This is a genomic window from Pseudomonas capsici, assembly GCF_017165765.1.
Classification (GTDB): domain Bacteria; phylum Pseudomonadota; class Gammaproteobacteria; order Pseudomonadales; family Pseudomonadaceae; genus Aquipseudomonas; species Aquipseudomonas capsici.
The window spans coordinates 1-26,129 of record NZ_JAFGZD010000022.1 but is presented as its reverse complement, the minus strand read 5'-3'; the positions used below and the strand labels follow the sequence as shown (position 1 = coordinate 26,129).

Sequence of the window (26,129 nt, the reverse complement as noted above, 5' to 3'; positions counted from 1 at the left end):
TCATCAGGAGAGCTCATGCTCGCCCCCGTTCAAATGCTTTCAGCCTCGCGCCAGAACCTGTGGCGCCTGACGTTCATTCGCACTCTGGTGCTGGCTGCGCAAGCCGGTTCGGTCGGCATTGCCTGGCTGTTCAATGTGCTGCCGCTGCCCTGGTTGCCGCTGTCGATTACCCTCGGCTGCTCGGTCGCGCTGTGCGTGCTGACGGCCGTGCGCTTGCGTACCTCCTGGCCTGTCACGGAGCTGGAGTATGCGCTGCAACTGGCGCTGGACCTGATCATCCACAGTGCCTTGCTGTACTTCTCCGGTGGATCGACCAACCCGTTCGTTTCCTATTATCTGGTGCCGCTGACCATCGCTGCCGTGACCTTGCCATGGCGCTATTCCCTGATCCTGTCCGGTATCGCCCTGACGCTCTATACCGCGCTTCTGTACCGCTCCTATCCGCTGGAAACCTATCCGATCTCCAGAGAGAACATGCAGATCTATGGCATGTGGCTCAGCTTTGCTCTGGCGGCTTCGGTCATCACGTTCTTTGCGGCGAAGATGGCCGAAGAGCTGCGTCGTCAGGAGCAGTTGCGAGCGGTACGCCGCGAAGAGGGCCTGCGTGACGAGCAATTGCTGGCCGTCGCGACCCAGGCCGCAGGTGCGGCCCATGAACTGGGCACGCCTCTGGCGACCATGAGCGTGCTGCTCAAGGAAATGCGTCAGGATCATAGTAATCCCGAGTTGCAGGACGACCTGTCGGTCCTGCAGGAACAGGTCAAGCAGTGCAAGCAGACACTCCAGCAACTGGTGCGCGCTGCTGAAGCCAACCGGCGCATGGCGGTGGAAGATCAGACGGTGATCCAGTGGATGGATGAGTCGCTGAACCGCTGGCACCTGATGCGCCCTGAGGTCAGTTATCGTTTTTTCCAGCTGGGCAAAGGCGATGTGCCGATGCTGGCACCGCCGCCTGACCTCACCCAGGCGCTGCTCAACCTCTTGAACAATGCCGCCGATGCCTGTCCCGACGGGCTGGAAGTGAATCTGGATTGGGATAGTGCGGAAATCTGTATCAATATCCGTGACCACGGCCCGGGTGTGCCGCTGGCCATTGCCGAGCAGATCGGCAAGCCATTCTTTACCACCAAGGGCAAAGGCTTTGGCCTGGGCCTGTTTTTGAGCAAGGCCAGCGTCACCCGCGCCGGGGGCTCGGTAAAACTCTACCGTCATGAAGAGGGCGGCACGCTCACCGAGCTGCGCTTGCCTCGTGACACTCAAGGAGATAAAGCATGAGTGATGATGACATCCAGGTCGAAGGCGAAGAGCTTCCGCATTTGCTGCTGGTCGACGACGACGCAACCTTTACCCGTGTCATGGCACGGGCCATGAGCCGTCGTGGTTTTCGCGTCAGCACCGCCGGTTCGGCCGAAGAAGGGCTGGTGATTGCCCAGAACGATATCCCCGAGTACGCCGCGCTCGACCTGAAGATGGACGGCGACTCCGGTCTGGTGCTGCTGCCCAAGCTGCTGGAACTGGACCCCGACATGCGCGTGGTGATCCTCACCGGTTATTCGAGCATTGCGACGGCGGTCGAGGCGATCAAGCGCGGTGCCTGCAACTACCTGTGCAAACCGGCGGATGCCGACGACGTGCTGGCGGCCCTGCTGTCCGAGCATGCGAATCTGGACACCCTGGTGCCGGAAAACCCCATGTCGGTGGATCGCCTGCAATGGGAGCACATTCAGCGGGTACTGACCGAGCATGAAGGCAATATCTCGGCCACGGCCCGTGCGCTGGGCATGCACCGCCGCACCTTGCAGCGCAAATTGCAGAAGCGTCCTGTGCGTCGTTGATGAAGTTTTATTCATGAGGTCAGAGGGCGTTTTTGCTTCATTGTGAACAGGCATTGTTCTTCTTTCAGATAGAGAAGCCGGGCCTGAACCATGAATCGCAATCCTGAAGTCAACGACGCCCCGAGCGGTACGTTCCTCCCCAGAGTCTGGAAGCTGATCACGCCTTACTGGCGCAGCGAAGACAGGCGCATGGCCTGGTTGCTGCTGGCGTCGGTGATTGCCCTGTCGCTGTTCAGCGTGGAAATTTCGGTGCAGATCAACAGTTGGTACCGGGATTTCTACAACGCTCTGGAAAAGAAGGACCTGGCGTCTTTCACTCACCTGACGCTGTATTTCTGCGCGATTGCCGCCTTGGCGATTCTGGTTGCTGTGTATCGCCTTTACCTGACGCAGATGCTCACCATTCGCTGGCGTCGCTGGCTCACCGAGCAGCATTTTGCCAAGTGGCTCAGCCACAAGAATTACTACCAGCTGGAGCAGGCCGGTTACACCGATAACCCTGACCAGCGGTTGTCCGAAGACCTCGATCAGTTCACGAGCCGAACCCTGTCGCTGGGGATCGGGCTGATGAGTACCGTGGTCAGTCTGGTGTCGTTCTCGGTCATCCTGTGGGGCGTTTCCGGCAGTGTCGAAGTGCTGGGTTTCACGATTCACGGCTACATGTTCTGGGCGGCGCTGGTGTATGCCGTGGTCGGTAGCTGGCTGACGCACCTGATCGGACGGCGTCTGATCGTGTTGAACAACCAGCAGGAACGCTTTGAAGCCGACATGCGTTTTGCTCTGGTGCGGGTGCGGGAAAACGCCGAGAGCATCGCGCTGTGCGATGGCGAGCCCAACGAGAAGCAGCGGCTGGGCAATCGCTTCGGCATGATCTGGAGCAACTTCCGCTCCATCATGAAGGTGCAGAAAAGCCTCACTTTCTTTACTGCAGGCTATTCGCAGATTGCGCTTATCTTCCCGTTCATTGTCGCCGCACCCCGGTATTTCGCCGGGAAGATCGAGCTGGGCGATCTGATGCAGATCAACTCGGCCTTTGGCAATGTGCAGGAAAACTTCAGCTGGTTCATCGAGGCTTATGCCTCGCTGGCTTCGTGGCGCGCAACCTGTGATCGCCTGCTCAGCTTCCGCCAGGGCATGGATGACAATGAAGCGCATCGCTCGGCCATTGCTCTCGGTCGTGACGGTGAAGTCTTGCAATTGCAGGCACTTGGACTGGGCCTTGCCGGTGGCCGCGAACTGCTGCGGGATGCCAGTCTGTCTATCCATGGCGGCGAACGGGTCATGCTCAGTGGCCGTTCGGGAAGTGGCAAAAGCACTTTGCTGCGCGCTCTGGGCGGGTTATGGCATCAAGGACAGGGGCAAATCCGCTTGCCGGACGAGCGCTATATGTTCATGCCGCAAAAGCCTTACCTGCCCATTGGTACGCTGCGCGAAGCCCTGAGTTATCCACAGACGGCTGAGCAATATCCGCCTCAGCGATTTGTCGAGGTGCTGCACACCTGCCGTCTGGATCATCTGGTTGCCAGGCTGGACGAGGAAAACCATTGGCAGCGCCTGCTATCGCCCGGCGAGCAGCAGCGTGTGGCTTTTGCCAGGGCTCTGTTGTTTGCGCCGAAGTGGCTGTATCTGGATGAAGCCACGTCGGCCATGGACGAAGAAGACGAAGCGGCGCTGTATCAGGCACTTATCAATGAGCTGCCCGACATGACGCTTCTCAGCATCGGGCACCGCAGCAGTCTCAAGCGTTTTCATGATCGGTATCTGCGGATGGAAGGGGGCAAGTTGCTCGAACAGACAACGCAGCAATATCTTGTCTGAATTCAGTCTGTCCCCGTCCTTCGGTTTTCAGGGTGTTATCGTATAACCGCTGAGCTATGATTGGCCTTTGTTAACAGTGCCGAGATCGATGTTGGATATGGAAAAGCAAACCGCTGCGCCTCGCGCACGCAGAAAGCACCGCAGTCTTGCGCAGGAACTGGTGACTGAACTGTCCGAGCGCATCAGCAGCGGGCAACTCAAGCGCGGCGACAAACTCCCGACCGAATCCGCCATCATGGAAGAGCAGGGCGTGAGTCGGACGGTGGTTCGCGAAGCCATTTCCCGGCTGCAGGCTTCCGGTCTGGTCGAGACCCGGCACGGGATCGGCACTTTTGTGCTGGATATCCCGAGCCCCAGCGGTTTCCGGATCGATCCGGCCACCATCGTCACCTTGCGTGATGTGCTGGCAGTTCTGGAATTGCGTATCAGCCTGGAGGTCGAGTCCGCAGGGCTGGCGGCCCAGCGTCGCAGCGATGAGCAACTGGCCGCCATGCGTGCGGCGCTCGATGCCCTGAACGAAAGCGCGGCCCATGCCAGCGATGCCGTGGCGTCGGACTTCCAGTTCCACCTGCAGATCGCGCTGTCCACCGGCAACCGTTATTTCACCGACATCATGACCCACCTGGGTACCAGTATCATTCCACGCACGCGCCTGAACTCGGCACGTCTGGCCCATGATGATCAGCAGCATTACATGAGCCGCCTGAGTCGCGAGCACGAAGAAATCTACGAAGCCATCGCCCGCCAGGACGCCGACGCCGCCCGCGCCGCCATGCGCCTGCACCTCACCAACAGCCGCGAACGCCTGCGTCATGCACATGAAGAGGCAGAGTCGCAGAGGGCGTAGGATGTGAGCTGCAAGCCTCAAGCTTTAAGCTTCAAGTCAAAAGCTTGTAGCTTGTAGCTTGTAGCTTGTAGCTTGTAGCTTGTAGCTCAAGGCTCTCAGTGATCCTATAACTACCACCTCCCGTCAAAAATCCTGTAACCCCCCGTCTTTAAAGGGCTCGAAGCCCTTTCATCGCTTTAGTTCCGAAAAACCTGCAAATCCCTGTTGAGACATTTTATTTTCAGTTGTACGATGACTTACGACATCGGATCTGCCCCCCGGTGATCCTCTAATAATTTTGTCCCACAGGGTGTTCGAATAATGAATCCACAAGAACTGAAGTCCATCCTCTCCTCCGGTCTGCTGTCTTTCCCGGTTACCGATTTCAATGCTCAGGACGATTTCAATCGCGCTGGCTATATCAAGCGCCTTGAGTGGCTGGCTCCGTACGGCGCCAGTGCACTGTTCGCCGCAGGCGGCACCGGTGAGTTCTTCTCCCTGGCGGCCAGCGAATACTCCGAAATCATCAAGACTGCCGTCGACACTTGCGCAACCAGCGTGCCAATCCTGGCCGGTGTAGGTGGCCCGACTCGTCAAGCCATCGAGTACGCTCAAGAAGCCGAGCGTCTGGGCGCCAAAGGTCTGTTGCTGCTGCCGCACTACCTGACTGAAGCCAGCCAGGACGGCGTTGCCGCTCACGTTGAAGCGGTCTGCAAGTCGGTCAAGATCGGCGTGGTCGTCTACAACCGTAACGTTTGCCGCCTGACCGCTCCGCTGCTGGAAAAACTGGCCGAGCGCAACCCGAACCTGATCGGTTACAAGGATGGCCTGGGCGATATCGAACTGATGGTTTCGATCCGCCGTCGTCTGGGTGACCGCTTCTCGTACCTGGGTGGTCTGCCGACCGCTGAAGTCTATGCCGCCGCTTACAAGGCGCTGGGCGTTCCGGTCTATTCCTCGGCGGTATTCAACTTCGTTCCGAAGCTGGCGATGGACTTCTACCACGCGATCGCTCGCGACGATCACGAAGCGGTCGGCAAGTACATCGACGATTTCTTCCTGCCATACCTGGAAATCCGTAACCGCAAAGCCGGTTATGCCGTGAGTATCGTCAAGGCTGGCGCAAAAATCGCCGGTTACGACGCAGGTCCGGTTCGCGCACCGCTGACTGACCTGACTGCCGAAGAAGTCGAAATGCTGGCTGCGCTGATGGACAAGCAAGGCAAGCAGTAACACCGCTACAGGCAAACCGCTGAGTAATCAGCGGTTTTGTCGTTAGACCGCAAGACCATGCAGGTAAAAGTTGTCGTCGCCGCCGACGCTTTTAAGGGGCCTGCATCGCTGGACCCAAAAAAAATGTATTACCCGCGTAAAAAAATAATGAGTGGGAGTTCAATCACATGCAAAAGTCCAAGCCGACTCACGTCCGCTATTTGATCCTGTTGATGCTGTTTCTTGTCACCACGATCAACTATGCCGACCGAGCCACCATCGCGATTGCCGGTTCAAGCATTCAGAAAGACCTCGGCATCAGTGCCGTAACCCTTGGCTACATCTTCTCTGCATTCGGCTGGGCCTACGTGGCCGGTCAGATTCCCGGTGGCTGGCTGCTCGACCGTTTCGGGTCGAAGAAAGTCTATGCCCTGAGCATTTTCACCTGGTCCCTGTTCACCCTGCTGCAAGGCTATGTGGGTGAGTTCGGTGTCTCCACTGCAATCGTCGCGCTGTTCATGCTGCGCTTCCTGGTGGGCCTGGCCGAAGCGCCATCCTTCCCGGGTAACGCCCGCATCGTGGCTTCCTGGTTCCCGACTGCCGAACGCGGCACTGCCTCGGCGATCTTCAACTCGGCGCAATACTTCGCCACGGTGCTGTTCGCTCCGCTGATGGGCTGGATCGTCTACACCTTCGGCTGGGAACATGTGTTCATCGTCATGGGCGCTGGCGGTATCGTGTTCTCGCTGCTGTGGATGAAAGTCATTTACAGCCCGCGTAACCATCCGCTGATCAACGAAGCCGAGATCGAGCACATTGCCAGCAACGGCGGCATGGTCGATCTGGATACCCAGGACAAGAGCAAGGACAAGAAAGGCGGCCCACGCTGGGATTACATTCGCCAGTTGTTGACCAACCGCATGATGCTCGGTATCTACCTGAGCCAGTACTGCATCAACGGCATCACCTACTTCTTCCTGACCTGGTTCCCGGTGTACCTGGTGCAGGAACGCGGCATGACCATCCTCAAGGCCGGTTTCATCGCGTCCTTGCCGGCCATCTGCGGTTTCATCGGTGGTGTGCTCGGTGGTGTCATCTCCGACTACCTGCTGCGCAAAGGCCACTCGCTGACCTTCTCCCGCAAGGCTCCGATCATTGGCGGCCTGCTGCTGTCGACTTCCATCGTCACCTGTAACTATGTCGATATCGAATGGGTCGTCGTAGGTTTCATGGCGCTGGCGTTCTTCGGTAAAGGTGTAGGTGCGCTGGGCTGGGCGGTGATGTCCGACGTCTCGCCAAAACAGATCGCCGGTCTGAGCGGTGGCCTGTTCAACACATTCGGTAACATTGCCTCGATCACTACTCCGATCGTGATTGGTTACATCATCAGCTCCACAGGTTCCTTCAAGTGGGCACTGGTGTTCGTCGGCGCGAACGCGCTGCTGGCGGTAATCAGCTACATCTTCATAGTGGGTGAAATCAAGCGAGTGGAATTGAAAGAGCCGCCAACCAAGGGGCCTTTGCTGGACGACCAGACCAGCGACCTTTCACAAGCCAAATCCTGAGGTAACCGTGATGAACCTGATTCAACATGCCGACTCTCCACGGTACATCCAGCTGCATCCGCTGGATAACGTGGTGGTAGTGGTCAATGACCAGGGCGTTCCAGCCGGAACCGAGTTCGACAACGGGCTGGTGACTGTCGATAACGTACCGCAGAGCCACAAGGTCAGTACTGTGGATCTGGCCGAAGGGGAGGCCGTGATTCGTTACGGCCACACCATCGGCTATGCCTTGCAGCCTATTCCTCGTGGCAGTTGGGTCAGGGAAGACCTGCTGCGCATGCCTTCTGCGCCAGCTCTGGACAGCCTGCCGATGTCCGATGCGGTACCGGAAAAGGGGGAGCCGCTGGAGGGTTACACCTTCGAGGGTTACCGCAACGCCGATGGCACCGTGGGTACACGCAATATCCTGGGCATCACCACCACAGTCCAGTGCGTGACCGGTGTTCTGGATTTTGCGGTCAAGCGCATCCGCGACGAACTCCTGCCGCGTTACCCCAACGTCGATGACGTGGTGGCTCTTACCCACAGCTACGGCTGTGGTGTGGCGATTTCGGCGACGGATGCCTACATTCCGATCCGTACCGTTCGTAACCTGGCACGCAACCCGAATCTGGGTGGCGAAGCGCTGGTCATCAGCCTGGGCTGCGAGAAGTTGCAGGCCGGGCAGGTCATGCATGAAGACGACAGCTCCGTGGATCTCAGCGAGCCATGGCTGTACCGGCTTCAGGATGCCAGCCATGGTTTCAATGAAATGGTCGAGCAGATCATGGAACTGGCTGAAGTGCGCTTGAAAAAGCTGGATCAGCGTCGTCGCGAAACCGTGCCGGCGTCTGAACTGATTCTGGGCATGCAGTGTGGCGGCAGCGATGCGTTTTCCGGCATCACTGCCAACCCGGCACTGGGTTACGCTTCGGACCTGCTACTGCGTGCTGGCGCGACGGTGATGTTTTCCGAAGTGACCGAAGTACGCGATGCCATCTACCTGCTGACTTCCCGCGCACAAGACGAAACCGTCGCGCAGGAACTGGTACGCGAGATGGACTGGTACGACCGTTACCTGGCCAAGGGCGAAGCGGATCGCAGCGCCAATACCACGCCGGGCAACAAGAAGGGCGGGTTGTCGAACATTGTCGAGAAGTCCCTGGGATCGATCGTCAAGTCCGGTAACAGCGCCATCAACGGCGTGCTCGGCCCAGGCGAGCGGTTCAAGAGCAAAGGTCTGATTTTCTGCGCCACGCCGGCCAGTGATTTCGTGTGCGGCACCTTGCAGCTCGCTGCCGGGATGAACCTGCATGTGTTCACCACCGGACGTGGTACACCGTATGGCCTGGCCATGAGCCCGGTGGTCAAGGTTTCGACCCGCACGGAGCTGGCCCAGCGCTGGCCCGACCTGATCGATATCGACGCCGGACGTATCGCAACCGGTCGCGCGACCATCGAAGACCTGGGTTGGGAGCTGTTCCACTTCTATCTGGACGTGGCCAGCGGCAAGAAGAAGACCTGGACCGAGCATTACCGGCTGCACAACGACATCACGTTGTTCAACCCGGCTCCGATCACCTGACAGACGCTTCGCGAATGAATTCGCTCCTGCACGGGGAAATCCGGTAGGCGAATTCATTCGCGCCCCCTCAACCCTCCACCTCTCCCAGCGAATGGCGCACATACTCCGGCGTCAGGCCGTTGTACCAAAGCAGAATCGTCGATACCAGAATCGTGACCAGCACCAGCAGCCCTACCGCCCAGATCGCTGCGGCGTAGAGCGGAGCCTTGCCTTCGGGCAGGCGCATGAAAGGGGCTATGCCCACGAACAGCAGCAGCGTCGAATAGATCGAAGCAATCCCCAGCACCAGAATGGCCAGCCAGCGACTTGGGTACAGGCCTGCAATACCGGCGATGAAAAAGGGGGTTGTGGTGTAGGTGGCAAAGCCGATGCTCTGGTTGAGAGTCGGTCGGGCTTCAAAGGTGCGAGACATCCAGCGAATGAAGCCTCCCATAATCATCGTCCCGATCAGAAAAGCCACATACAGCAAGGCGCAGAGCTGCAATGCACTCTTGGTGCTGAGCTTCACGTTTTCACCTTCAGCCAGACTCCAGCCGATCTGAGTGGTGCCTATATACAGGCAGACGACCGGTATCAGCGCCAGCAGTATCAGATGGGGCAGGTAGTGCCGGGGTTCCTGTTCCTCCTTGTATCTGGCGGTTTTCCAGGCATCTCTGGGCTGGGTGAAAAGTTTGACGATCAATGGCGTGCTCATGGCTTACCCCTCGGCTCAGTGTCTGCCCGCAACTTTCCCGGTCTTCTGCGAGCCCCCGTCGACTTTAATGGCTGATGCCTGAATGGTTTCGCTCCATGGGACCATCGGAGCCATGAACGCATCGAGTTTTCCTACTTCTCTGAACTTTCCGGCTTGTGCGGACCTCTTCTATTTCAAGGGCGCCTGTTCGGTGGCCTCTGTTCAAACAGGTGGGAGGTTTCAAATGCCTTGGATATCTGAAAGTGGTTTATGGCTCTTTGCTTTGCTGGTCGCACTCATTGTGCTGGCCGATATTTGGGCTGTATTGCGGGTACGTAAAAGCGAGACGTCCTCCAGCAACAAACTGTTGTGGATCGTCGTGATTGTGGCCGTGCCGGTCATCGGTGTGCTGTTGTGGGTGCTGACTGGCCCACGGCATGTCTCCAAGCCTGCCAACCCGGCTCAGGAAGCCAGCAAGTATTGAGGCCAGCTTCAGGAATACTTCGCCGAATGGTGAGGGTAATTGACCAACCGTGCGCCGATGACCATTTCGCTGATCCAGTTGGTCAGCATGGAGCTGTAAATGCTCTGGCTGATATCACTGCTCAGCGCATGGTCGGCGCCATCCACCAGCCGATAAGTCAGCGAGTGCGCCAGCTCGAAGGCGCTGCGATAGCTCATCAGCGTGGCATGGGGCACGTAGTCGTCCTGTTCTGACTCGATCAGCAGTACATCGCCCTTGAAGTCCTTGCAGGCGGCAAGGGCGCGATTGTCGGCGGCGGTCAGTGCCGAGCGTCGATAATGCGCCAGCTTGTCACGATCAAGCTCTTGCTTGGGCATCTCCCAGTCGGCATCCCAGTACAGCGCCGGTACGCGCAGCGCGAGCCACCTGACAGGGCGCATGGCGCTGAGGATGGCGGCCAGATACCCGCCATAACTGCTGCCGATAACGGCAATCGCTTCTTTGTCCACGGCCGGATGGCTGGCCAGCCGGTCATAGGCCGCCAGCAGATCGTTCAGGCTTTGCTCGCGGGAAACGGTGGCGCGCAGTTCATGGGTGCGCTCATGACCGCGCAGGTCGAAGGTCAGACATACACAGCCAAGTCCGGTAATGTTCTTGGCGCGGGCCAGGTCGCGCTGCTGACTGCCGCCCCAGCCATGAACGAAGAGGATGCCGGGTATCCTGGCGCCGGGAGTGAGGATCGTCCCGGAAATGGACTGGTTTTCAACGTCTATCTCGATGCTTTCACTGCGCACACTCATAAGGCTCGACCTGTACGAATTTGGTGATGAAGCCCACTTGAGGATCGTCGCCCTCATAGAGAACGCGGGCGTTGGCGGGGAGGCGGGTCTGGCCGTAGATTTCGTGGGTAGAAACCTGAATACGCTGCAGAGCAGGGTCCGCCGCGAAGGCCGTCAATGCTTCGATTTCTGCCGGGCTGGCACCCCCGATGCGCCAGGACTGCTCAAGCACCCCGGAGCACACCTGGCCCCGGGCATTGGTGCCTTGAGCGATATCGTAGTTGCGTCGTGAGGCGATGAGACCGGGAAAGCAGTTACAGGCTGCCCGGTCATAGACCATGGCATGCTCCACGGCCTGCCTCACCGAGGCGTCCAGGTCCTGACTGAGCAGCACGTCATAATCGCCGCGTACGATCCACAACCGGGAGCCGCCATAGACGGTTTCACCCTGATTATCGGTGGTCAGGCTCTGAGTGCCATGGTAGCTGGCGGTCATGCCCGCCACCTGTACCTGACCCACACTGTAAGTGACCACGTCCTGCAGGTTTTCCTCCACCACCAGACCCCAGTGGCGGACCTCGTCGCTATCCTGTTCGGCGATGGCGTTTGCCAGTTCCTCTTCGGAGCGGGCCACGATCTGCCCCCGGCCTGCAGTGGCCAGTACCGGTTTTATCCGCACCGGGCCGTTGGCCAGTAATTGCGTGCCTGCCTCGAGCGCGTCGTTCAGGTCGAAAGTCGTGAAGCCTGTGAGTACGGCAGCGCCAGCCTGGCGGTGAAACTCATCGGACCAGCCGCTTGGCCGGGTCGAAGAGTTTTCAGGCAGGGGATGAGAAATGGCCTTGGTGGCCATGAACGGTTCGCTGGCCAGACCGCCGAACAGATCGTCTACCGAGCGGATGTCCAGGGCATCGCTCATGTCCGCGCCGATCAGGGTATCGGACGGTATGAAGTACAGACCGGGGCCTTTATGCACCGTGCTGTCATGAAGCCCGACAAATACCGCTCCCAGAAGCCGGGCTATTTGGCGTGCCAGTACCTGATGAACCACGACTTCATGGGGGGCGAGCTGCTTGTGCGTGGCTAACAGAACAACTTCGGCTTTGGTCGTGCCTGTTCTTGACCCGCTCATAAGACAACTCCTTCATGAGACCTTTTTCAGGGCCTGGATCAGTTCCTGTTTGTTCATGGCCGAGCGACCGGCAATTTCAAATGCTCGTGCGCGCAGCATCAGATCGTTTCTGGTCTGCTCTTCCAGGGGAAGATCGTTGCGCGGTATGCCTTGTCTGGTTTCGGCTGCACGCTTGGCCGAGTCCTGACGCGCCTCGGTCTTGGCTCTCGCCGAGGTGCGGGTTCCCGAACCGCCCTTGCGCTCGCCACCACCGGACTGTTTGTTCACCGTAGCCCATGCGCGCGCCTGGGCTTCGTCTTTGGGCACGCCTTTTTGCTCGTAGCTTTCTTCGATGCGAGCGGCCTTGCGTTTCTGTTTGGCGGTGTACAGGTCTTTGTTCGAGGTGGGCATGACATTTCTCCTCTCGTAGTGAAACAGCCTGGACAGGATTGCTCTGGCCTCATGGGTTATGAAGCGAGGTTGTCTGCCGGAGTTCCTTCGACGAGATGAGTGACTGGGGTGGATAAAACGCCGTTTTCTGCAATTCTTCTGCAATGCAGGGATGTTTATATCCTCGCCATCACCAATCCGTTATGGAGAAAACACATGTCGATAATTGCAAAGTGGGCGTTGCAGGTTGTTGCCTTGTTCCTGTTCGGCTGGATGGCGACCGTTGTGGCGCAATGGAGCAGCACGATTGTCAGCGGCACCGGAAGTGAGCGTCTGGCACAACTGAGCGAGAGCAGTCTGCTGAGCGGCGCAGCCAGGGGTAAATCGGTTGCTGTGCAGGAAAACGCGTTTGCCAGTCAGGGCGAATAAAGCGGTTCACGAGGCGTGGCCCGGTTTTTCGCAGGCAAAAAAATGGCCCACAACACGGCGGGCCAAATGGGATTCATCAAAGGAGTGATGTGAATGTACAGAGCCAAACGTGAAGAGGATGTGAAATGAATGTTGGCAAAACGAGAATGGATTCAGAGGGCGTGATGCCCGGAAAATAGCGGGTTCGATTCAGCAAAAGCGGCCCCCCGGCGTTTATCCGTCAAGCACCGGAGGGTGGGTGAGGAGGTGTCAGGTTGCAGTGGCGCGTTCCGGTGTTGCTCGTCGGGTAGAGCGTGGCAGGGGATGAGGCGCATCAATGCGCGATTTCATTCGCTCTGCGAACTCCCTGGCCTCTTGCCAGCTCCGGCAGGTCACTGGGTAATCGTCCAGTTTCACTACCCAGTTTGCCCCGTGATTACCTTCTTCAATTCGGATAAGCATTGTACGCATCTCCATTTTGTAAGGTGAGCAGATGCCGAGTCACCGGCACGGAAAGTTGACGCACGAAATCCTGCACCTAAAACTCCGATTGGGCTACAACAAATTACATCTCCCGATGAGCGTGTCTTCGCTCTCTTGATCGGGATCAACTTGTTGATAACATCCAGCGGCACGGGTGCCGGAAGCGGTACTGTCAGGGACCGGTTAAAAGAGAAGGACAGGTCTGATAATGGCCAATCAAAACCAGCCGCATATCCATCGTCAGGCGCTCAGCATCACCCGCCAGGGCAGAGAGCGTCTCAATGGCCATACAGGGCAGGTCATCTGGTTTACCGGCCTGTCGGGTTCCGGCAAATCGACCGTTGCCGATGCTCTGGAGCAGGCCCTGCATGACGAGGGCAAGCGAACTTACGTGCTCGATGGCGATAATGTTCGCCAGGGCCTGAACAGGGACCTGGGGTTCAGCGATGCAGATCGGGTGGAAAACATTCGCCGGGTCGCCGAAGTGGCCCGTCTGATGATGGATGCCGGGCTGATCGTGATTACCGCGTTTATCTCGCCCTTTCGCCGGGAGCGGGAAATGGCCCGGCAGGTGATCGGTGAGGACGATTTCACCGAGGTTTACATGAGCACGCCGATCCAGGTGTGCGAAGAGCGAGACCCCAAGGGGCTGTACAAGAAGGCCCGGAGCGGGCTGATCCCCAATATGACCGGTATCGATAGCGCCTATGAAGCACCGCACAGTGCCGCCGTGACGATCGATACCTCCGAGCTTGCGGTGCCAGAAGCCGTCAGCCGGATTCTGGCTGCGATCAGAACGCCAGTTTGAAGCCGATCATCCCCAGCATGATTGCCAGGAAGGGTCGCAGCAGTTCATCGGATACGCGCCCGGCCATATGGCTGCCCAGGTAAATGCCGGGCAATGAACCCAGCAGCAGCCAGCCCAGCAATTCCCAGTTCATGTTGCCCATGCTGGCATGCCCGAGGCCTGCGACCAGCGTGAGCGGAACGGCATGGGCGATTTCCGTGCCCACCAGACGCCGGGTGGCCAGCAAGGGATAGAGAATGAACAGCGCCACCGTGCCCAGTGCGCCAGCGCCGATGGACGTCAGGGCCACCATGGTGCCCAGAATCAGCCCGGTCACTACCGTCAGTGCGTTCAGGCTCGAACCGGTGAAGAACGAAATTCCATTGTCGCGACTATGGGCAAACGCCAGGAGTCTTTTCTTGAACAGTACGGCCATGGCCGTCAACAGAAGGACGACGCCCAGCGCCTGCTTGATGATTGCATTCAGGGCATCGGGTGCCGAGTCCAGCGAGCTTAGAAACCACAAGGTCAGCAATACCGCCGGCACGCTGCCCATCGTCAGCCAGCCGGTGATCTTCCAGTCGATGTTTTTGTTTTTCTGATGAACCAGCACACCACCGGACTTGGTAATGGCGGCATAGAGCAGGTCCGTGCCCACGGCTGTCGCCGGATTGATACCGAACCAGAGCAGAATGGGCGTCATCAATGAGCCCCCACCTACACCCGTCATACCGACAATGAAACCGACCACCAATCCCGCTACTACGAAACCCAGACCGCCGACGTCCATATATGACCCTGTAAGACCTGTTGTCAGGTAAAAACCGGCGGGCAGCATAACGATTTATGTACTGATCGGTTATGAAGATGTGGTCTAAGGTTATAACCGTTTTTACAGGGTGCGGATTTCAGGCGCTACCTCAGTGCCAATGTGCATGATCTGATTGGGGTGCAACCAGCTCAGCAGAGCGTCTGCCTCCATGGGCCTGGCAATCAGATAGCCTTGCCCTTCATCGCAGCCCCATTGCTTGACCAGTTTGCGGATGGTTTCTGTCTCGATACCTTCGGCCACCACGCAATAGCCCAGCTTCTTGGCCAGGCCGATCAAGGCCTTGACCAGACGCTGGTCCGCCTCTTCGACGTTGAGGTTGCGCATCAGTGACTGATCAATCTTCACGGTTGTGGCGGGTAGCTGCCGCAGGTAATTCCAGTTGCTGTAGCCCGTACCGAAGTCATCGATAGCGATATGCATGCCCAGTTCGCGCAAGCGTTCAAGCTGGTTGCGGACTTCGCTCGGATTCTGCATCAACGCGCTTTCGGTGAACTCCAGCTCGAAGTGTTCGGGGGAAATGTCATGTTTTTTCAACAGCCAGATCACCCGGTCAGTGAACACCGGTCCTGTCAGGTCGTCAGGCGTCACGTTGATGGCGACCCGGATATTGAAACCCTTGCGCTGCCAGCTGGCAGCTTGCTCGACAGCTGTCTGCAACACCCACAGGCTCAAGGAGCGCATGAGCGCGGTCTTTTCAGCCAGGGGAATGAACTCGGCAGGCCCGATGGGACCCAGGGTCGGATGAACCCAGCGCAGCAGCGCTTCGACCGATGTGCATTCGTCTGAGGCCAGATCGATGCGTGGCTGATAGACCAGGCGCAATTGATCGTGGGCATGCACGGCACTGGTCAGTGAGCCGAGAAGCTGGAACGAGCGTTGTTGGGTTGCATCCATGTGCGGCTCGTACAAGGCCCAGCCAACCTGACGGGCACGGGCATCGTCGGCGGCACTGATGACCAGTCGCACCCAGTCCTGTTCCATTGCCTGGCCCACCAGCAAAGGCACAATGCCAAGGCCGACCTGCATCTGCACCGGAATGCCGTGGCAGATCACGGGAGACTGAAGGTCTTCGAGAATGGCGCAATAGATCGATTCGTCCGGCATGTCGCCCGGCAACTGAAAGCCGAAGCGTGTCGGGCTGATCTTGTAGAGAGGACAGCTTGACGGCAGCATCGCCTGCAGACGGTTTCTCATGGCCACGACCAGATCCTGAGCGAAGCTATAGCCCAGGGCCTTGACGATATTGTTGAGGAATTCGGGCGTGATCATGTCGACGGCCACCAGGCGCATCTCTTTACCGGCTTTGAGCGCCAGCAGAATGTCTTCTTCAAGACGCAGACGGTTGTAGAGTCCGGTGGTCTGGTCGACGAAGCAACTGCGACGCAGGTCGATGATACGTTTCATCACCAGCCCGGCCAGGCGCTTGAGCATCAACGCCTCGCGCTCGCTCATGGCCTCGCGAGGTACGGTGTCGATCACGCAGAGCGTGCCGAGGCCAAGACCGTCGTCGGTAATCAGCGGTGCCCCTGCGTAGTAACGAATGCCCGGTTCTCCGGTGACAAGGCCGTTGTCCTTGAAACGTTCGTCGAGCGTGGCGTCGACTACTTCCAGTGAGTCGGGAGAGTGAATCGCATAGGCGCAGAACGAGACATCACGCGGCGTTTCCTGAGCCTTGAGGCCAACCCGTGCGCGGAACCACTGTCGATGTTCGTCGACGATGGAAATCAGCACGATAGGGGCCTGGAAGAACTCGGCGGTCATCGCCACGATCTCCTCGAAGACCTCATCCACCGTGTTTTCAAGCACGCACAGTTCGGTAATACGTAGCAAACGTTGCGTTTCGTTCAGCGGAAGGGGGGCGCCGGTGCTCATAAAACTCTCGAATCAACAGGGTGGTGACTAATTGCCACTACGCAGGGTCACTCTATCAGACACTGGTGCCACTGTTTTGATCGCCGAGTAACAAGGTTTTCCGAAGAAAAATATTTTTACCTTCAGGAAACCTGCAAGCCTTGATAGCCGTGGCCTGTAGCGAGGAAGCGCAGTGCTTACCACTCGTCGAAGAGAAGCGATTTTCATGGATCGACAGATTTTTCCTCCCCTCTCAATGAATACGACACGCACTAAAGCGGTCGACTAACCCTGGAGGATAGGGAGATGGCTAACACTGGAGACAACAATCCCGGCAACTTCGCCAACGACACTGAGCGTGCATCCAAAGCCGGCAAGAAAGGCGGTCAGGTATCGGGCGGCAACTTCGCCAATGACCCTCATCGGGCATCCGAAGCCGGCAAGAAAGGTGGTCAGGCTTCTGGCGGCAATTTCGCCAATGATCCTGAAAAGGCTTCCGAAGCAGGCAAGAAGGGTGGTCAGAGCAGCAATAAAGGCAGTGATGAATAAACGTAAAGGACCGGGCAGGAAACGTGATTGTTTTTCTTGTTCGCCGTAGGCAGCTGTGGACTCGTCGTCCGCCTGAATGCCCGTATCGCAGAAGCGGTGCGGGCGTTGGTCTTCATCTTTACGCGACAGGGACCTCTTCCAGTACCAGCACCACGCCAGGGAAATGGTTTATGTCATTACTCCATGATTCCCTGCCTGTTCCCGGAAAGGTGTAGGCATAGGCAATGTTTCGTTGCGTGTCGCCGATAAACGTATTCTGACTGTCCAGCCACTCCTTGAGTCGCCCTCGCAAGTCTTCCTCCGTCATGCCTTGAACCTCTGCTTTTGGCAGGAACGGTACGATAAAGGTCGCGGCGAAATGACGCTCGGCCTCTCCTTGCTTGAGTGCCAGCGCATCTTTTCTTGCTGCATCCATCGCGACTTTCACGACATCCGCCCCGTCGAGTCTTTGCCAGGCATGCTTGGCCTCGAAAGCGAAATCCTCTTGGTCGTTGCTGATGTAAAGGTCGCAGCGTCCACGCCCACCTGTTTCGGACTGATCTATATGCGAGGTCGTGGGGCGATGTTTGCGCGTGGGATATTCCTCGAGCGCTACCCAGCCGATTGACCATGCCGCGCCGGCCAGAGTGCTGACATTGGCGCGTTCGTTATGCCACCAGCAGTTGTCGTTAGCCAGCATGCCGATATAGCGCTGGACCGAGTCCAGCCATGCGCTCAGTAATTGCCCGATAGCGGCATCGCCATTCTCCGGGAGAACGGCTTTCGGCCACATTTCAGATGCCCGGGCAGGAGTGAACACCTTAACAGCTCATCTCCACCTGACCTTCCAGCAATTGCTCATGGGCATACAGCGTACTGCCCAGCAAGGTGCAGAAAACCTTCAGGGTATCGACGGTCTCCGGATTGCCAAGCTTGGCCGGCAACGGGTCAAGACCGCACAAGGTGCCGAAGAACATGCCATTGGGAAAAATGATCGGCATGGAAAAGTAACTCTGGAAGCCGTAGAGCTTCGGCACCGGATGGTTGGCATACACCGGGTCCGTTGCCACTTCGTCGATCATTACGATATGGCGGCTGGCGCGGATTTCGTTGCAGATGGTGGTTTCAATCTCAAGCTCACCGCCGGGCTCGACACCGAACTGGAGTTCGTCGCAGACCGCGCAGGCGACCCAGTTGGTCTCGGTCACCTTGGCGATGGCAGCAAATCTCAAGCCGGTCAGCCGCGTTACCAGCTTCAAGAGGCTGGATGTCGCTTCTATTTCACTGATCACGGCCAGTTCTGCAGCCGTCAATTTGCTGTTCAATATGCTGTACTCCGAGGCGTTGCGGTATGTCGAGTCTGTTGATCTCTGGTTTGCCGTTGCGGCTTGGCTTGATCGTGACATATTTGCTCGAAGGCTTCATGGCTTATTAACGTCACGCGACAGGCTGTCACGGCAAAACGACAAACGCCGGCGTGTCACAGAGACGCGCCGGCGCTTTTGCAATCGAGTATCAGGAAACGGTCCGCTGCGGTGCCTTGTGCACCATCGTGTAGGCATAGTCGACGCCCATGCCGTAAGCACCGCTGTGCTCCAGAACCAGTGCCATCACGGCGTCGTAGGTTTCCTTGTGTGCCCAGTCGCGCTGGTACTCAAGCAGCACTTGTTGCCAGGTCACCGGAATCGCGCCGGCCTGCACCATGCGCTGTACCGACATGTCGTGAGCTTCCTTGGTCGTGCCGCCCGACGCGTCGGTGACGATATACACCTCGTAGCCTTCGGCCATGGCTTCCAGAGCGGGGAAGGTCAGGCAGACCTCGGTCCACAGTGCGGCGATGATCAGCTTCTTGCGCCCGGTCGCCTTGACCGCTTCCACCAGCTTCCTGTCTTCCCAGGAGTTCATCGATGTGCGCTCGATGGGCTGCTGATCAGGGAACACGCCCAGCAGTTCCGGCCAGATATAACCGCTGAAGCTTTCGGTTTCCACCGAGGTCAGGATGGTCGGCACGTTGAACAGTTTGGCGGCCTTGGCCAGACCTACAGTGTTGTTCTTCAGCGTCTGACGGTCGATCGACTGCACGCCGAATGCCATTTGCGGCTGGTGGTCGATCAGGATCAGAGCGGAGTTGGTCGGGTTCAGCAGTTCGAGTTTGGACATGATGATTTCCTTTCAAGTTGAGTCAGTACGAATCGTTAAAGGGTTAGCCGTTTTGCCTGTCTGGCGTTTGCTTGCTGGCTTGGGAGTAAATTTACGGACTGGCGGTTGTTGAGACAATTCCCTAAAATCGAGACTCATTGTTTCTATATAAGGGACAGTCATGGATCGCATCGAGTGCATGCGCACTTTTGTCGCCACGGTGAACGCCAATGGCTTTGCTGCGGCCGCTCGAGTGCTGGATGTCCCACGCTCCAAAGTCAGCAAACAGATCCAGGCGCTGGAAGAAGCGCTGGGCGTGCAGTTGCTGCTGCGCACCACCCGCAGCCTGCATCTGACCGAAGCCGGGGCCGAGTACTACGATGCCTGTCGTGAAGTGCTGGCCTCGCTGGACGAGGCCGAACAGCGGGCGCGCAGCGGTCTGGGGGAAGTGCATGGTGTGCTGCGGGTCAACGCCCCCATGTCATTCGGCTTGTGTCGGCTGGGGCCGTTGATCCCCAAATTCCATGCGCAGCATCCCAAGGTGGAGCTGCAACTGGTGTTCAGCGACCAGCAGGTCGATCCGGTCAAGGGCGGTTTTGACGTGACCATCCGCATTGCCAGCCTGGCCGACTCCTCGATGGTCGCCCGCCATCTGGCACCGGCACCACGCATGCTGGTGGCATCACCCGACTATCTGGCTCGCGCCGGTACTCCACAAGTGCCCCGCGACCTGGCTGCGCACCAGTGCCTGAACTACGGCTACCTGCAAAGCGGCGTCAGTCTGCAATTGAGCAACGGCAAGGAAACCCAGAAAGTCCACGTCACCGGCCCGCTGCACGCCAACAACGGCGACCTGCTGGCGCAAGCGGCAGAGGCGGGCATGGGCATCGCTTTGCTGCCGACTTTCATCGTCGAAAAGGCCGTGGAACAGGGGCGACTGGTGCCGGTGATGTGCGACTGGCAGGCCCCGCCGATTTCCATCAATGCGGTGTACCCGTCCGCCCGGCGTGTGCCTTTGAAGACCCGGGCGTTTCTGGATTTTCTGGTGCATGAGTTGAGTGATTGAATGTGCCGCCATGCTCGCGGCTAAATTCCATATCGGTCGGAAATTCCATTCAAGGGAAAGACAGGCGTCTTGCTATTGGGGCTATGCAGCGCGGGTTCGTGACGAACTGATTGTGGGATGCGATGTCTCACAGCCACTTCGGAGTTTCTTTTTATGGAAAAAATCAATCCTTTACCTCGCATGCGTGCATTCGCCGCGACGGTATTCTGCCTGCTTCTTGTCCTGCCCGCCGAGCGCTCTTTCGCCAGTGAACAGCCGGTCGAGCCTGACCCCGCACCTGCCAAATCCACTCACGGCAAGATGACCGTATACGGTTGCTACGCCGCCCGAGCCTCTGCGCTGCTTGGCGAAGAATTCACTCCGGAAAACAGAAGAGAGATCGAGCGACTCGCCCGTGCGCCCAGCTCGCGCATCACCTCAAGCGGTGGCCCCAGAGACCTGAGCTACAGCCCGTTGCGGCTTAACATCGAGGTCAACGGGCAGAATCGCATCGAGGACATTTACTGCCAGTAACAACGCGCATCTATTCCCCGCGTTGCACCTGTTCCGCGATGGCCTTGCCCAGCGTGACCGTTGACCCCGTACCACCCAGGTCAGGTGTCAGTGGTGCATTCTCCGGCCCTTGGGCCAGCACTGCTTCAATCGCCGACAGCACGGCAGCCCCGGCCTGCGCATGACCGAAATGCTCCAGCATCATGCCGCCGCACCAGATCTGTCCGATGGGGTTGGCGATGCCTTTGCCTGCAATATCCGGTGCCGAACCATGCACCGGCTCGAACAGGCTGGGAAAAGTCCGGTCCGGGTTGATATTGGCCGAAGGCGCAATGCCGATGGTGCCGGTACAGGCCGGCCCCAGATCGGAAAGAATGTCCCCGAACAGGTTGCTCGCGACGACGACATCGAAGCGATCCGGGTGCAGCACGAAATGCGCGGTGAGAATATCGATGTGATACTTGTCGACCTTCACATCAGGGTACTGTTTGCCCATCTCCACGACGCGCCCATCCCAGTACGGCATGGTGATGGCGATACCATTGGATTTGGTGGCTGACGTCAGATGCTTCCTGGGCCGACTCTGGGCCAGGTCATACGCATACTTGAGAATGCGGTCGACGCCGACGCGAGTCATCACCGTTTCCTGAATCACGACCTCCCGCTCGGTACCGGCAAACATGGTGCCGCCGACGCTGGAATATTCGCCCTCGGTATTTTCCCGCACGACATAGAAATCGATATCCCCCGGCTTGCGACCGGCCAACGGTGCTTTCACGCCGGGCATAAGCCGGCAGGGGCGCAGGTTCACGTACTGATCGAAGTCGCGACGAAACTTCAGCAAGGAGTCCCACAGGGAAATGTGGTCCGGCACCACATCCGGCCAGCCCACCGCGCCAAAGTAAATCGCATCGTATTGCTTGAGGGTTTCGAACCAGTCATCCGGCATCATCTTGCCGTGCGCGAGGTAATAGTCGGCGCTGGCGAAATCGAACCAGTCCCATTGCAGACCGATCCCGAACTTCTGCGCGACGGCGTCCATCACGCGCACGCCTTCGGGCATCACTTCCTTGCCGATACCGTCTCCGGGAATGACGGCGATCTTGTAATTGTATTGAGTCATGGCAGCGGTTCTCGTGCTTGTCAGGTGATGCACTCCAGTGTATTCATTCGCCTGCCGAGCACAATTTGACCTGCGGGAAATCCATTCTTGAATTCAAGTAAAGAGTTGGTCACCAACATCGATGACCTCAGCTTCTTCAATCGCGTGGCCACCCACGGCAGCCTGACCGCCGTTGCCCGGGAACTGGGCCTGTCGCTGCCTGCCGTCAGCAAACGCCTGACCCAGCTTGAACAGCGCCTGGGCGTGCAACTGATAAGACGCACCACCCGCCGCCTGGACCTGACCCCCGAAGGCCTGCTCTACCTGGAAGGCGCCCGGCCAATCCTGCGCCAACTGGAAGAACTGGAAAGCGCCCTCGACAACCGCCAGCCGGTGCTGCGCGGCAAGTTGAGCATCAACGCCTCGTTCGGCTTTGGCCGACGCCACATCGCGCCGCTGCTGTCGGTGTTCGCTGCACAGCACCCGCACCTGGAACTGTCGTTGCAACTGTCCAGCCAGCCGGTCAACCTGCTGGATGCGGGGATCGACATCGACATCCGTGTGGGCGAGCCACCGGACTCACGCCTGATCGCCCACCATGTGCTCGACAACCCCCGCATCCTCTGCGCCTCACCTGCCTACCTCGAACGCGCAGGCACACCCCAGGATGTCGCCGAGCTGGCGCAACACAACTGCATCGTCCTCAAACAATACGAAAGCGACTACGCCATCTGGCGCTTCACCCGCGATGGACGCGAATACAGCCAGAAAGTCTCCGGCAGCCTGTCGAGCAACGACGGCGAAGTCGCCATGCGCCTGGCCCTGGACGGCCATGGCCTGATCCTGCGTTCACGCTGGGATGCACAGGAACATCTGACCCGTGGAGAACTGATTGCCGTACTGCCCGAATACCACGCGCCGCTGGCGGATGTTTATGTGGTTTACCAGCACAGACAGCATGTGCCACAGCGGATATCGGCGTTTGCGCGGTTTTTGGGGCGGGAGTTGGGGGAGAGGTTTTTGTGATGTGCAACAGGGCTAATGCCGATCTGTTAAGGCATAAACAACACGTGTGGGAGGCAGCTTGCTGGCGAAAAGCCTGAGCAAATACAAAACCTGCGCAATGCAGGTTTTGTAATCCACACATCAACGAACCGAAAGATCCTCCAGCGAACGATCAACCTCGGCCTTGGCCATCTCCACCAGATGGACGACAGACAAGGCCAGATGCCGATGTGAACCGCTCAAACGGTCGCCGCTTTCATAGGCTGTGGCAGCGGCACAACTCAATAGCTCGGAAGCACGCACGAGAGCATCTTCAAGGTAACGAGGGGAGAGGTGACAGGGTGGATCCGGTGTGATCTTGAGCATCATGAAACTCCAGTCAGAAGTGGAGCCGCCATGCTCGCGACTAAACGATGGGTGGCGGCCATGCGCAGGTTAGTCGACCGGAGACTGGTACCCGGCGCACCCGAAGGTGCCCTACGCACGGCCACCATAAATGCAGGCCGTAAAAAAGCGCCTCGCAAAAGGTGGCGCAGTGCGCCAGTCATCCCGGGCGACTAAACCCGTTCGCTGAATATGCAGCGACGGAGGGAGAGTAGTGACCGGATTTCATGGGCGCAAGCGGTTGGGATTTTCTCGGAAATTTCGTGCGAAGGAAAGGGAGGGATCTTTCGGGAAAGTGTTGCTGTTGGTGAGCGGGGTGTTGGTTTGGATAGCTGCTGCGACAGAGTGTCGTTACCGGAGCTCTAAGATCTGGCTGTTCTTCTGGCAATTTCAGGGTGCTTGGGCAATGTCAATCCGCATCCCGGATGCTGCTGAGTATTTCAGGGATTGAATACATTGCGGAGTTTGCAACGTCTAGCGGTTGTTGGCGCAGTTATGGCGCAGTTATGGCGCAGTTTTTAGAACTGCGCCATTTTTGATGAAGAATGTGGCGCAGTTTTTAGAACTGCGCCATTTTTGATGAAGAATGTGGCGCGGTTTTCCGATTTGCTGCAGCGCCTGACGGTTAGCGCCGTAGCCCAGGCTGTGCAACAGCCTGTCCAGCAAGTTGCCCGCGACGCTGCTGCGCTGTTCGAGGATGGCCAGGTTCAGGAGCCTAGGGAGCGTTGTTCGGCTTTTAGCGCTTGGCCGGCCGCAGTCAGGCGATAGCGTTGCTTGCTGCTGTTGGGCTTGTCTGGAATGGTCATCTCGACCACGCCAAGCGCCAGTAGTGGGGCCAAAACCTGCTCGCGGAACTTGCTGCGGTTGCTGCGCCCGACGAAGCTCATTAGCTCTGGCGCAGTGTGGTCGCCTGTCATCTTGGACAGCAGCGTTATCTGCTCTTGCTGCAAAGACAGGCGAGTTTCAGCTTGTTCTTCTTCGGCAGCGGACTCAGTCTCTCCTTGGTCCCCACTTGGTCCCGACTTGGTCCCTACTTGGTCCCCACTTGGACCCGAAAGAGGCCCTTTTTCAACGGCGCGCTGAATTACCACCTTGAACTGATTACTCTGCCGGTCGTCCTCCAGCCGGATCATTGGCCAAGCATCGATAGCGCGCGGGATGCCGGTGCCCAAACCGCGATAGGGGAGAATGTGCACAGCATGGGAGGTGAGCGTCGGGTTACGACGGTTGGACAGGCCAAATCGAATTTTCTCGGTATCGAGCACGTCAGGCAGGTGCCCGGGGCTGATCAGTTCGATACGATCGACGAAGATCATGATCCGGATGGAGGCGCTGACAAAGTAGTCGCGGTGGATCAGGGCATTGACCAGCAGTTCTTCAAATACCTCCTCCGGCACTTCAAGCTGGCCGAGGGTATTGAAGCCCTGCTGGCGCTGCACGTGGTGCAGGTTGCGCTTGATGAAGGCAAGGCTGCGTCGGTACTGCTCCTGCAGGTCGCCGTCGATGTCTTCGCTGTCGAGGTAGTGGCGGTCATGTAGCACCGTGCCCGGAAACGCCACGGCCTTTATATCGAACGCGGGGCAAAGGCGTTGTGGCGTCTTGCCGAAGAGCATCAAACCGGCCAAATTGGGTGTGTCGCCACTGGCGAGGCCAAGATTTTCCAATATGCGGGTGGTTTCCAAACCTGTCTGTTCGGGGCTCTGCCGAAAGCGTCTTTGGAAGTACTCGCCAAGCGCTTTGGCGTCTATATCCGCCACGCTGCTGCCCGCGACCGGTACCGCATCGGCGCACACCAGCCCGGCTTGTTGGAACAAACGCTGCAGCTCTTCACGGGCCGTGACCCGACGTTTGTCGGCGCCATTCTTTACCCAGATACGACCCTGGTTGTCGACATAGGGTTTATTCAGTCCTTGTTCGACTGCCACCACCATAACCAGCCCGTGCTCGGTCTGAAGGTTACTTGACAATGGATTGATCGCTGGGCGGACGTTCTGCGAAGCCGCATTCGAGAGCAGTTGATTAAGCCGCGCAACGTCGGTGACATCCAACCCACTCACCGCGCCGGAGTCTTCTACGCCAATCAGCAGATAGCCACCGCACGTATTGGCGAGCGCCACCAACTCGGCTGCCAAGGCATCGATATTGCTGAAGTCGCGCTTGAATTGATGGCGACTGTCCTCACCACGGGCAAGGATCTGATGAAGCTCGGCAAGGGTCATTAGACGTCTCTAGGTGTTGCTGTCTATAAGTCGTGTAGCAGGGGGCATTATCCCTTATGAACGAGCATGCTGGCCAATCCGGCGTTCCATCGGCCTTACCCTGTGTCCACAGGTTGTCATTCAGGGCATCCAGCACCACGCCCAGGTTGGCGCCGAGCATTTTGTCCAACTGTGTGCTGCCGTCATTCACAGTATCTGTGGCGTTAGAGATAACGCCTTCCCGGATGAAACCGCCCGCCTGAGTAGAGCATTCACAGGCAAATCACCAGCTACCGTAGGGAATGCCATATTTCTCAATGTAGCGTTTGGAGGCTTCCGGCTGTGGGTAGTAATTGCCGCCCGACTTGCCAAGATGTGGACCCAACGGCTCTACATCAGCTTGAGCGCGGGCGACTTTGATGGCGTTGTTGCAACTGTCCCGCACCCACACCTGGATGATACCGCCAGGAGCAAGACCCAGGATTACCAAGGCCGTAAAACGAGCAGCCTTTTCCGGCGTCTGCGCACAGCGCTGGTGGGTTGATGGTTTTCAACAATAAAGATTGACACAAAACAATAAAGTTTGACACGCATGAACATAGATTGACACAAGGCTCAAAC

At 58.1% G+C, this 26,129-nt stretch carries 26 protein-coding genes and 3 pseudogenes; 15 read left to right on the top strand and 14 right to left on the bottom strand.

Annotation, left to right across the window (positions count from 1 at the left end; genetic code table 11):
- Positions 1-15: 15 nt before the first annotated feature.
- The 7 genes from JSY17_RS21990 (at position 16) to garD (ending at position 8,820) form a co-directional block, all read left to right on the top strand.
- The gene (locus JSY17_RS21990; protein ID WP_117166371.1) at positions 16-1,275 is read left to right on the top strand and encodes an ATP-binding protein; all 1,260 of its coding nucleotides are present in this window, start codon (positions 16-18) and stop codon (positions 1,273-1,275) included.
- Complete coding sequence (locus JSY17_RS21985) at positions 1,272-1,835, top strand: response regulator transcription factor (RefSeq protein WP_117166370.1); 564 nt, start codon at positions 1,272-1,274, stop codon at positions 1,833-1,835. Before JSY17_RS21990 ends, JSY17_RS21985 begins: the two co-directional genes overlap by 4 nt.
- A gap of 90 nt (positions 1,836-1,925) precedes the next feature.
- On the top strand, positions 1,926-3,653 hold the full coding sequence (locus tag JSY17_RS21980; protein WP_206403052.1) for an ABC transporter ATP-binding protein/permease: 1,728 nt from the start codon (positions 1,926-1,928) through the stop codon (positions 3,651-3,653).
- Between the two features lie 97 nt (positions 3,654-3,750).
- Entirely contained in the window at positions 3,751-4,500 is a 750-nt protein-coding gene (locus JSY17_RS21975) for a FadR/GntR family transcriptional regulator (RefSeq protein WP_117184320.1), read from the top strand.
- A 300-nt stretch (positions 4,501-4,800) separates the two neighbouring features.
- Entirely contained in the window at positions 4,801-5,712 is a 912-nt protein-coding gene (gene kdgD, locus JSY17_RS21970; protein WP_206403053.1) for a 5-dehydro-4-deoxyglucarate dehydratase, read from the top strand.
- A gap of 167 nt (positions 5,713-5,879) precedes the next feature.
- Complete coding sequence (locus JSY17_RS21965; RefSeq protein WP_200979387.1) at positions 5,880-7,256, top strand: MFS transporter; 1,377 nt, start codon at positions 5,880-5,882, stop codon at positions 7,254-7,256.
- A 10-nt stretch (positions 7,257-7,266) separates the two neighbouring features.
- Positions 7,267-8,820 (top strand): galactarate dehydratase, encoded by a 1,554-nt coding sequence (garD, locus tag JSY17_RS21960; protein WP_117166365.1) that lies wholly within the window; start codon positions 7,267-7,269, stop codon positions 8,818-8,820.
- 67 nt (positions 8,821-8,887) lie between these two features.
- On the opposite strand, the gene JSY17_RS21955 is transcribed toward garD, so the two are convergent.
- Positions 8,888-9,514, bottom strand: coding sequence for a Yip1 family protein (locus tag JSY17_RS21955; protein WP_117184087.1), 627 nt, complete (start codon positions 9,512-9,514; stop codon positions 8,888-8,890).
- A gap of 223 nt (positions 9,515-9,737) precedes the next feature.
- On the opposite strand from JSY17_RS21955, the gene JSY17_RS21950 reads away from it, so the two are divergent.
- The gene (locus JSY17_RS21950) at positions 9,738-9,977 is read left to right on the top strand and encodes a PLDc N-terminal domain-containing protein (protein ID WP_206403054.1); all 240 of its coding nucleotides are present in this window, start codon (positions 9,738-9,740) and stop codon (positions 9,975-9,977) included.
- 8 nt (positions 9,978-9,985) lie between these two features.
- Here JSY17_RS21950 and JSY17_RS21945 read toward each other — a convergent pair whose 3' ends face one another.
- From JSY17_RS21945 to JSY17_RS21935, 3 genes are read right to left on the bottom strand one after another with little or no spacing between them, the layout of a single operon-like run.
- Positions 9,986-10,756: an alpha/beta hydrolase family protein gene (locus JSY17_RS21945; RefSeq protein ID WP_117184086.1), complete on the bottom strand. Its 771-nt coding sequence runs from the start codon at positions 10,754-10,756 to the stop codon at positions 9,986-9,988.
- On the bottom strand, positions 10,740-11,864 hold the full coding sequence (locus tag JSY17_RS21940; protein WP_206403055.1) for a DUF3182 family protein: 1,125 nt from the start codon (positions 11,862-11,864) through the stop codon (positions 10,740-10,742). The genes JSY17_RS21945 and JSY17_RS21940 overlap by 17 nt, the downstream gene beginning before the upstream one ends.
- A 12-nt stretch (positions 11,865-11,876) precedes the next feature.
- Positions 11,877-12,254, bottom strand: a complete 378-nt coding sequence (locus tag JSY17_RS21935; protein WP_206403056.1) for a termination factor Rho — start codon at positions 12,252-12,254, stop codon at positions 11,877-11,879.
- Between the two features lie 195 nt (positions 12,255-12,449).
- On the opposite strand from JSY17_RS21935, the gene JSY17_RS21930 reads away from it, so the two are divergent.
- Positions 12,450-12,662: a hypothetical protein gene (locus JSY17_RS21930; RefSeq protein WP_117166359.1), complete on the top strand. Its 213-nt coding sequence runs from the start codon at positions 12,450-12,452 to the stop codon at positions 12,660-12,662.
- Between the two features lie 249 nt (positions 12,663-12,911).
- Here JSY17_RS21930 and JSY17_RS25765 read toward each other — a convergent pair whose 3' ends face one another.
- Positions 12,912-13,103 (bottom strand): hypothetical protein, encoded by a 192-nt coding sequence (locus tag JSY17_RS25765; protein ID WP_117184083.1) that lies wholly within the window; start codon positions 13,101-13,103, stop codon positions 12,912-12,914.
- 229 nt (positions 13,104-13,332) lie between these two features.
- Between JSY17_RS25765 and cysC the strand changes: the two genes are divergently transcribed.
- A complete protein-coding gene (gene cysC / locus JSY17_RS21925; protein WP_206403057.1) occupies positions 13,333-13,932 on the top strand; it encodes an adenylyl-sulfate kinase in 600 nt (199 codons plus the stop codon).
- Here the strand turns inward: cysC and JSY17_RS21920 are convergent.
- Together JSY17_RS21920 and JSY17_RS21915 are read right to left on the bottom strand one after the other, a co-directional pair.
- A complete protein-coding gene (locus JSY17_RS21920; protein ID WP_206403058.1) occupies positions 13,916-14,701 on the bottom strand; it encodes a sulfite exporter TauE/SafE family protein in 786 nt (261 codons plus the stop codon). The genes cysC and JSY17_RS21920 overlap by 17 nt on opposite strands.
- Before the next feature lie 102 nt (positions 14,702-14,803).
- A complete protein-coding gene (locus JSY17_RS21915) occupies positions 14,804-16,615 on the bottom strand; it encodes a putative bifunctional diguanylate cyclase/phosphodiesterase (RefSeq protein WP_206403059.1) in 1,812 nt (603 codons plus the stop codon).
- A 285-nt stretch (positions 16,616-16,900) separates the two neighbouring features.
- Here JSY17_RS21915 and JSY17_RS26170 point away from each other — a divergent pair.
- Both JSY17_RS26170 and JSY17_RS26165 read left to right on the top strand, forming a co-directional pair.
- Positions 16,901-16,990, top strand: a pseudogene (locus JSY17_RS26170) (general stress protein); the annotation flags it as partial.
- A gap of 3 nt (positions 16,991-16,993) precedes the next feature.
- A pseudogene (locus tag JSY17_RS26165) lies at positions 16,994-17,143 on the top strand (general stress protein); the annotation flags it as partial.
- Between the two features lie 118 nt (positions 17,144-17,261).
- On the opposite strand, the gene JSY17_RS21905 reads toward JSY17_RS26165, so the two are convergent.
- From JSY17_RS21905 to JSY17_RS21895, 3 genes are all read right to left on the bottom strand, one after another.
- Entirely contained in the window at positions 17,262-17,942 is a 681-nt protein-coding gene (locus tag JSY17_RS21905; RefSeq protein ID WP_206403060.1) for a hypothetical protein, read from the bottom strand.
- 1 nt (position 17,943) lies between these two features.
- Positions 17,944-18,447, bottom strand: coding sequence for a GAF domain-containing protein (locus tag JSY17_RS21900; protein WP_200979377.1), 504 nt, complete (start codon positions 18,445-18,447; stop codon positions 17,944-17,946).
- A gap of 190 nt (positions 18,448-18,637) precedes the next feature.
- Complete coding sequence (locus JSY17_RS21895; RefSeq protein ID WP_117166351.1) at positions 18,638-19,282, bottom strand: hydrolase; 645 nt, start codon at positions 19,280-19,282, stop codon at positions 18,638-18,640.
- A gap of 160 nt (positions 19,283-19,442) precedes the next feature.
- On the opposite strand from JSY17_RS21895, the gene JSY17_RS21890 reads away from it, so the two are divergent.
- Positions 19,443-20,327, top strand: a complete 885-nt coding sequence (locus tag JSY17_RS21890) for a LysR family transcriptional regulator (protein ID WP_200999542.1) — start codon at positions 19,443-19,445, stop codon at positions 20,325-20,327.
- A gap of 153 nt (positions 20,328-20,480) precedes the next feature.
- Positions 20,481-20,840: an I78 family peptidase inhibitor gene (locus tag JSY17_RS21885; protein WP_183133969.1), complete on the top strand. Its 360-nt coding sequence runs from the start codon at positions 20,481-20,483 to the stop codon at positions 20,838-20,840.
- 10 nt (positions 20,841-20,850) lie between these two features.
- On the opposite strand, the gene JSY17_RS21880 is transcribed toward JSY17_RS21885, so the two are convergent.
- The gene (locus JSY17_RS21880; RefSeq protein WP_206403061.1) at positions 20,851-21,942 is read right to left on the bottom strand and encodes a tartrate dehydrogenase; all 1,092 of its coding nucleotides are present in this window, start codon (positions 21,940-21,942) and stop codon (positions 20,851-20,853) included.
- Positions 21,943-22,029: 87 nt separating this feature from the next.
- On the opposite strand from JSY17_RS21880, the gene JSY17_RS21875 reads away from it, so the two are divergent.
- A complete protein-coding gene (locus tag JSY17_RS21875; RefSeq protein WP_206403062.1) occupies positions 22,030-22,947 on the top strand; it encodes a LysR substrate-binding domain-containing protein in 918 nt (305 codons plus the stop codon).
- A gap of 120 nt (positions 22,948-23,067) precedes the next feature.
- Here the strand turns inward: JSY17_RS21875 and JSY17_RS21870 are convergent, their stop codons facing one another.
- The 3 genes and pseudogenes from JSY17_RS21870 to JSY17_RS21860 all read right to left on the bottom strand — a co-directional run.
- Entirely contained in the window at positions 23,068-23,295 is a 228-nt protein-coding gene (locus tag JSY17_RS21870; protein WP_371874974.1) for a DUF6124 family protein, read from the bottom strand.
- Between the two features lie 722 nt (positions 23,296-24,017).
- A complete protein-coding gene (locus JSY17_RS21865) occupies positions 24,018-25,529 on the bottom strand; it encodes an RNA-binding domain-containing protein (RefSeq protein ID WP_206403063.1) in 1,512 nt (503 codons plus the stop codon).
- Between the two features lie 262 nt (positions 25,530-25,791).
- A pseudogene (locus tag JSY17_RS21860) lies at positions 25,792-26,052 on the bottom strand (DUF2931 family protein); the annotation flags it as partial.
- Positions 26,053-26,129: the final 77 nt, after the last annotated feature.

Excerpts from the sequence above, each read along its gene's own strand:
- JSY17_RS21880 (WP_206403061.1), bottom strand. The coding sequence starts at position 21,942 with ATGACTCAATACAATTACAAGATCGCCGTCATTCCCGGAGACGGTATC.
- JSY17_RS21985 (WP_117166370.1), top strand. The coding sequence starts at position 1,272 with ATGAGTGATGATGACATCCAGGTCGAAGGCGAAGAGCTTCCGCATTTG.
- JSY17_RS21865 (WP_206403063.1), bottom strand. The coding sequence starts at position 25,529 with ATGACCCTTGCCGAGCTTCATCAGATCCTTGCCCGTGGTGAGGACAGT.
- garD (WP_117166365.1), top strand. The coding sequence starts at position 7,267 with ATGAACCTGATTCAACATGCCGACTCTCCACGGTACATCCAGCTGCAT.
- JSY17_RS21870 (WP_371874974.1), bottom strand. The coding sequence starts at position 23,295 with ATGATGCTCAAGATCACACCGGATCCACCCTGTCACCTCTCCCCTCGT.
- JSY17_RS21965 (WP_200979387.1), top strand. The coding sequence starts at position 5,880 with ATGCAAAAGTCCAAGCCGACTCACGTCCGCTATTTGATCCTGTTGATG.
- JSY17_RS21895 (WP_117166351.1), bottom strand. The coding sequence starts at position 19,282 with ATGTCCAAACTCGAACTGCTGAACCCGACCAACTCCGCTCTGATCCTG.
- JSY17_RS21940 (WP_206403055.1), bottom strand. The coding sequence starts at position 11,864 with ATGAGCGGGTCAAGAACAGGCACGACCAAAGCCGAAGTTGTTCTGTTA.
- JSY17_RS21980 (WP_206403052.1), top strand. The coding sequence starts at position 1,926 with ATGAATCGCAATCCTGAAGTCAACGACGCCCCGAGCGGTACGTTCCTC.
- JSY17_RS21990 (WP_117166371.1), top strand. The coding sequence starts at position 16 with ATGCTCGCCCCCGTTCAAATGCTTTCAGCCTCGCGCCAGAACCTGTGG.
- cysC (WP_206403057.1), top strand. The coding sequence starts at position 13,333 with ATGGCCAATCAAAACCAGCCGCATATCCATCGTCAGGCGCTCAGCATC.
- JSY17_RS21930 (WP_117166359.1), top strand. The coding sequence starts at position 12,450 with ATGTCGATAATTGCAAAGTGGGCGTTGCAGGTTGTTGCCTTGTTCCTG.
- JSY17_RS21945 (WP_117184086.1), bottom strand. The coding sequence starts at position 10,756 with ATGAGTGTGCGCAGTGAAAGCATCGAGATAGACGTTGAAAACCAGTCC.
- JSY17_RS21885 (WP_183133969.1), top strand. The coding sequence starts at position 20,481 with ATGGAAAAAATCAATCCTTTACCTCGCATGCGTGCATTCGCCGCGACG.
- JSY17_RS21915 (WP_206403059.1), bottom strand. The coding sequence starts at position 16,615 with ATGAGCACCGGCGCCCCCCTTCCGCTGAACGAAACGCAACGTTTGCTA.
- JSY17_RS21920 (WP_206403058.1), bottom strand. The coding sequence starts at position 14,701 with ATGGACGTCGGCGGTCTGGGTTTCGTAGTAGCGGGATTGGTGGTCGGT.
- JSY17_RS21890 (WP_200999542.1), top strand. The coding sequence starts at position 19,443 with ATGGATCGCATCGAGTGCATGCGCACTTTTGTCGCCACGGTGAACGCC.
- kdgD (WP_206403053.1), top strand. The coding sequence starts at position 4,801 with ATGAATCCACAAGAACTGAAGTCCATCCTCTCCTCCGGTCTGCTGTCT.
- JSY17_RS21955 (WP_117184087.1), bottom strand. The coding sequence starts at position 9,514 with ATGAGCACGCCATTGATCGTCAAACTTTTCACCCAGCCCAGAGATGCC.
- JSY17_RS25765 (WP_117184083.1), bottom strand. The coding sequence starts at position 13,103 with ATGCTTATCCGAATTGAAGAAGGTAATCACGGGGCAAACTGGGTAGTG.
- JSY17_RS21935 (WP_206403056.1), bottom strand. The coding sequence starts at position 12,254 with ATGCCCACCTCGAACAAAGACCTGTACACCGCCAAACAGAAACGCAAG.
- JSY17_RS21950 (WP_206403054.1), top strand. The coding sequence starts at position 9,738 with ATGCCTTGGATATCTGAAAGTGGTTTATGGCTCTTTGCTTTGCTGGTC.
- JSY17_RS21975 (WP_117184320.1), top strand. The coding sequence starts at position 3,751 with ATGGAAAAGCAAACCGCTGCGCCTCGCGCACGCAGAAAGCACCGCAGT.